This window comes from Gluconobacter sp. (assembly GCF_047723935.1).
Classification (GTDB): Bacteria; Pseudomonadota; Alphaproteobacteria; order Acetobacterales; family Acetobacteraceae; genus Gluconobacter.
Genome location: NZ_JBDOBO010000116.1, coordinates 1 through 5548 on the forward strand (window position 1 = coordinate 1; position 5548 = coordinate 5548).

General features: G+C 53.4%; 7 protein-coding genes. 1 reads left to right on the forward strand and 6 read right to left on the reverse strand.

The window, feature by feature from the left end; genetic code table 11:
• Window positions 1-182: 182 nt before the first annotated feature.
• Both ABF979_RS16175 and ABF979_RS16180 read right to left on the reverse strand, forming a co-directional pair.
• On the reverse strand, window positions 183-803 hold the full coding sequence (locus ABF979_RS16175) for an NIPSNAP family protein (protein WP_415418071.1): 621 nt from the start codon (window positions 801-803) through the stop codon (window positions 183-185).
• Window positions 800-1144 carry a YciI family protein gene (locus ABF979_RS16180; RefSeq protein ID WP_415535506.1) on the reverse strand — a complete coding sequence of 115 codons (345 nt, stop codon included), beginning with the start codon at window positions 1142-1144 and terminating at the stop codon, window positions 800-802. Before ABF979_RS16180 ends, ABF979_RS16175 begins: the two co-directional genes overlap by 4 nt.
• A 116-nt stretch (window positions 1145-1260) precedes the next feature.
• On the opposite strand from ABF979_RS16180, the gene ABF979_RS16185 reads away from it, so the two are divergent.
• A complete protein-coding gene (locus ABF979_RS16185) occupies window positions 1261-2157 on the forward strand; it encodes a LysR family transcriptional regulator (protein WP_082084838.1) in 897 nt (298 codons plus the stop codon).
• Window positions 2158-2332: 175 nt separating this feature from the next.
• Here ABF979_RS16185 and fghA read toward each other — a convergent pair whose 3' ends face one another.
• From fghA to frmR, 4 genes are read right to left on the reverse strand one after another with little or no spacing between them, the layout of a single operon-like run.
• A complete protein-coding gene (gene fghA, locus ABF979_RS16190; protein WP_039733239.1) occupies window positions 2333-3160 on the reverse strand; it encodes an S-formylglutathione hydrolase in 828 nt (275 codons plus the stop codon).
• Between the two features lie 24 nt (window positions 3161-3184).
• Entirely contained in the window at window positions 3185-3586 is a 402-nt protein-coding gene (locus ABF979_RS16195; protein ID WP_415418072.1) for a VOC family protein, read from the reverse strand.
• A gap of 59 nt (window positions 3587-3645) precedes the next feature.
• Window positions 3646-4755 (reverse strand): S-(hydroxymethyl)glutathione dehydrogenase/class III alcohol dehydrogenase, encoded by a 1110-nt coding sequence (locus ABF979_RS16200; protein WP_415560720.1) that lies wholly within the window; start codon window positions 4753-4755, stop codon window positions 3646-3648.
• A gap of 41 nt (window positions 4756-4796) precedes the next feature.
• Window positions 4797-5072 carry a formaldehyde-responsive transcriptional repressor FrmR gene (frmR, locus tag ABF979_RS16205; protein ID WP_025829448.1) on the reverse strand — a complete coding sequence of 92 codons (276 nt, stop codon included), beginning with the start codon at window positions 5070-5072 and terminating at the stop codon, window positions 4797-4799.
• Between the last annotated feature and the right edge of the window lie 476 nt (window positions 5073-5548).

Genomic DNA, 5548 nt, shown 5'->3' on the forward strand with positions numbered 1-5548 from the left:
TGCGGCGCTGTGGGTATGAGCGCCGCTCCCGCAGTCGGGGGAATATCCTGCTCTCAAGGTTCTGAGTGATGGTCCGGGAAGGAGAAGTTTGTCAGCTTTGGGGGGGGTAACAGAATGTCGGTTATCAAGCGACAAGGCTGGCAAAGCAGTCATTCATGGGAACATTTGTGAGCTTTTCGTCGTCACCGTAATGGCGAGAAAGTTTCCGGTAAGCAAAGGCAGGGCTGGGCATGAATAATTTGCTCAGGCCCTCCTTTTGGCGGCCAAAGTCCGTCCGCGTAATGTTGCTGACGCAGAATATTGCGTTGTTCAAAGCTGTCGAAGGCCCAGATATGGCAGATGCGTGACGCACCATCCAGCGCGAACATGTTGGTGATCAGGTGGCGGGTATAGGCTTGTGCAGGCTTCAGAGCACTCTGCCACGCTTTCAGGGTCGGTTCCAACCCTCCAGCTTTTAAACTGTAAGTTCGGATTTCATAGAGTCCACCACATTCACCAAACTCCGGGGGTTTAAGAAACGGAAAGCCTTCAAACGCCTCAGCTTCTATTAAAACGTCGTTCATCTTGATACCGAAGGGCGTTCTGGACTCCAGTGTTCTGTGCCGCGCCTTAAGCAAGGCATCCTGACAGGAAAAGGAACGCAGCAGGAGTAGCGTTCCAAGTTCACCGATCTCCGTTCGCCATACCCCTGTGAGGCTTCCCGCAACAGGATTCAGGGTATCCGAGAACCGTGCTTTCAGGAGACGGGAGAGGGCTGGCACTCCCAAAACATCCGTCCGAAAGCGAATCATTTCATAGATCATGAGTGTTCATCGGATGGGAATAGAGATTGCAGTTCCACGGGCGGTTTGCCGGTCGATAGGTTGGACAGGCAACCGAACAGCGGATCCCACTCTTCAATTCGAAGATCACAGATCAAACCTTCCGGCGAGAACGGATCCCGAGCCACCATCGCTTCAATCTCCTGCCGATTGGCACCTTTCATGATCAGAAAACCTGACCGCAATGGGGTGCCTTTCAGCGGGCCAGAAGCCACAAGACTACCTTCCTGAATGAGGCGCTTGAGATACAGCACATGCGCCACGACATGCTGCCCCCACCCGTCGCCGTCCGGATGATCCATTCGCACAAGATAAATAGGCATTCTAAAGAGCTCCATCGGAGAAGATGCTTGCCGATCAATCAGCAGGCTCAACATATTCCTCTTTTTTAAGAGATAAATTGTCGATAGAAGATGTCAGTCACAACTGAGGATGATGAATGCTTGATCGTTTGACCAGTATGAAGGTTTTCATCAAGGTTGTGGAACTGGGGTCTTTTGCCGCGGCCGCTCAGCGTCTGACCTTATCGCCGCAGATGGTGGCCAAACATATAGAGGCTCTGGAGCGTCATCTTGGCACGCGCCTGCTCCATCGGACGACACGTCGTCAGAGCCTCACAGAAATAGGGAGTCTTTACTGCGAGCAATGTCATCTCGTCCTGAAGGCTGTCGAGCGTGCTGATAATCTTGCCGCCAACACGCTGGGCGAACCACGTGGTACACTTGCTGTCAGCGTACCAGTTACCTTCGGGCGGACCATGTTCCCCATGTTTCTACATAATTTTCGGAAGAAATTCCCGAAGGTACGATTACAAGTATCCCTTACGGATCAACTGGTTCATCCGACGCTGGATGGCCATGAAGCTGTCATTCGTATTGGCGAGCCAGATCCCGATCTTACGGTCGTCAGTCGCCCTCTGGCCTCATATTCCCTCACGGTCTGCGCAGCGCCTGCCTATCTCGAAAAATTTGGCGCTCCGGACAGCCCTGAGGAACTCGCCCGGCATCAGTGTCTTGTCTACGAAAACTCTGCAAATTCTGTACGAACAGCATGGCACTTTATACGAAAGACCTGCACACGATCTGTCATGGTTTCTGGCACTGTGACGTCCAACGACTGGGGCTTTCTATTGGCCCTCACCTTGTCAGGAGAGGGCATAGTATTGGGTTCTGAACAGGCCTTGAAGCCCGAACTTGATTCTGGCCGCCTTGTCCGCATTCTATCCCAGTGGAGAGTTCCTGGTCGCCCGATGCATCTGCTTTACAATGCCGGCCCTGCTATGACCCCAAAACTGCGGAGTTTCGTTATCGAAGTTCAAAACGCCTTTCCGCCATGACATCTGAGATATCCTACGATGCTCCGGCGCGTCGAAAGGTCCATGCTCTTCGACGGTACGCTCAAGCCCACACGGCAAGCTGCCAGCTGATTTCACAGTTTGAAAGATGCCCCTAACAGATTTCATCTCCACTCAAAGCCAGAAAATTCCGGATCCCAAAAGACAGACAATCTATTCATCGTAGTTTACTCACGAAATATCTGAGATGATCTGCAATAAAACTGGCTACAAAATAATAGCTGTGATCGTAATCAGGACGAAGATTCAGGATGAGTTCCTGCCCTGCATTCTGTGCGGCTTCCTGGAACAGTTCTGGCCTGAGCTGTTCTTTCAGAAACTGGTCCGCCAGACCCTGATCTATCAGAACAGGCAGTCTTTCCTTCGCTGTCCGCACAAGTTCAAGCGGGTCATAGGCTGCCCAACTGGCACGATCCGGCCCCAGATAAGCACTGAATGCTTTTTCACCCCATGGTACCTGCGTTGGCGCCACAATGGGTGAAAAGGCTGACACAGAACGATAGCGGCCAGGATTACGCAGCGCGATCATGATGGCGCCAAATCCACCCATCGAATGTCCCGCAATGCCTCGCTGCTGCGTAACCGGAAAGCTCGCCTCAATCAGCGCAGGAAGTTCCGTGACGACGTAATCATACATCCGATAATGCACAGCCCACGGCTCCTGCGTCGCATTGAGGTAAAATCCGGCACCCTGTCCAAGATCGTACGCATCGTCATCAGCCACACCCACGCCCCGTGGACTGGTATCCGACGCGACAATGGCGATGCCCAGTTCTGCGGCCACGCGTTGCGCGCCAGCCTTGCCAATGAAATTCTGCTCCGTACATGTCAGACCGGAGAGCCAGTAAAGAACGGGAACCTTTTCAGTTTTTGCCTGCGGCGGCAGGTAGATCGCGAAGTTTGCTTCCACACCCAACGACACGGACTTGTGTCGCCAGACTTCCTGCACGCCCCCAAAAGAGGCGTGTGTTTCCTTGCGTTCCATGGCTCTCACTGCCTTTTGCGCATGTCAGTTACCGTCCGTGAAGGTATAACTGCAGATCTTGTTCCCTGCCGGATCCCGGAGATAGGCAGCGTAAGCGCCCGGTAAGTGGCTTCGCGGACCGGGTGCGCCTTCATCGGCTCCCCCATTGGCAAGACCTGCGGCATGAAAAGCCTCCACTTCGGCGGGTGTCGCTGCTGCAAAACCGATGGTGACACCGTTGCTTGAGGGCGCTTCACCGTTGCCTGGACGTGCAATGATGAAGGCTGGCTTTTCGCGGCCATACAGAATCCACCCATGCCCGAACGGCCCCAGGTTTTTTATGCCCAGAGCCGCAAGCGCGGCGTCATAGAATTTCGCGGATACCGCAGTATCCACTGCCCCAAGAAAAACATGAGAGAAAACACCGTCACCGGAAATAACTGCCATGATCGTTCTCCTGTAATTTCCAACCATTGGAAATGATGTTGCGCGGTGAGACGCAGACCTTAGAAATGAATGACGGAACGGATGGATTTTCCTTCATGCATCAGATCGAAGGCCGTATTGATGTCTTCGAGCGGCATGGTGTGGGTTACGAAAGGCGCAAGTTCGATATCGCCACGCATGGCATCTTCGACCATGCCGGGAAGCTGGCTGCGTCCCTTGACCCCACCGAAAGCCGAGCCGCGCCACGAACGCCCCGTCACAAGCTGGAAGGGACGGGTCGAAATTTCCTGACCGGCCCCTGCCACCCCGATGAAGATCGACTGCCCCCACCCACGATGCGCGGCTTCTAACGCCGCGCGCATGACGTTGACGTTTCCGATACATTCAAATGTATGATCAATACCCCAGCCGGTCATTTCCACAAGAACCTGCTGAATCGGTTTGCCATAATCCTTGGGGTTGAGGAATTCCGTGGCGCCGAATGCTTTGGCAAGTTCAAACTTTTCCGGGTTGGTATCAATAGCGAAAATCCGGCCAGCCTTTGCCTGTCGCGCTCCCTGAATGACCGCGAGACCGATCCCGCCCAGACCGAAGACGGCAACCGTATCTCCCGGCTGCACCTTGGCCGTGTTGTGTACCGCACCAATCCCTGTGGTGACGCCACATCCCAACAGACAGACATGCTCTGGATTGGATGCGGGATTGATTTTTGCCAGAGAAACCTCGGCGACAACCGTGTATTCGCTGAACGTCGAACACCCCATGTAATGATGGATCGGCTGACCTTTGTAGGAGAAGCGTGTCGTGCCATCCGGCATCACGCCTTTACCCTGTGTGGCGCGCACTGAAATGCAGAGATTGGTTTTTCCCGACTTACAGAACAGACATTCACCGCATTCCGCCGTGTAAAGCGGAATGACATGGTCGCCGGGGGCAACGCTGGTGACCCCTTCTCCGACCTCGATGACAATTCCCGCGCCTTCGTGACCCAAAACGGCTGGGAACAGTCCCTCGGGATCATCCCCTGACAGGGTAAACGCATCAGTGTGGCACACACCCGTATGCGTGATCTGCACGAGCACCTCACCAGCACGAGGAGGCGCTACATCGATCTCGACAATCTCAAGGGGCTTACCCGCCTCGAAAGCAACTGCGGCCCGTGATTTCATGATTTTTTCTCCAAATAACCTGTCAGCCAGCATCGAGGGCATTACCGGAGATAGGATCGAACGAGTGACACCACATTCTCGATCGAACCACTGGCAGCATCACGATCACCGGCACACTCAACAAATTCTTCCCGCAGGTGGCTTTCGAGAACACCGGCCATTAATCCGTTGATCGCTCCCCGGATAGCCGCCACCTGTTGCAGCACCGGACCGCAATCAGTTCCCTTCTCCAAAGCCTGTTCCAGCGCATCAAGTTGCCCGCGAATACGGCGCACGCGGGTCAGAACGCGCTTTTTCTCAGCCGGTGTGTGCGGCACGAACGCTTACTCCCGAATATACTACCCTTGAGTATCCTTTTCATACTATGGGGCAGTATGTAAGGGATATAAGAACGTGCTTGTCATATGATCCGATCACAATTCCGTATTGCTGAAATTTTCACCATAACGTCCATGGGTTGCCTGTCTGTGTCTTGGGATCATTCAATAGGTGCAATCAGTGAGATCCAGACAATCTCTGCAACGAGGCTTTGAAGCGCTGATGTCCGCTATTTGGCAAACAACCTTGTGGTCCAAACGACCGAGATGACGGCGCATCCCGCCTGTCTGCTTCATATTCCTTGAGTAGACAGGCAGTTTAGGGGGGAAGCAGAATGTCGGCTGTCAAACAATGCGTGTAAAAAACAGCCATTCATAATGTTTGCAACCGTTGTCATATTGTCAAGTCACAACGTTCTGTTGCATGATCGCGCACCGGATCAATTTCAAATTAAATAACTAAGAAGTATAAAATG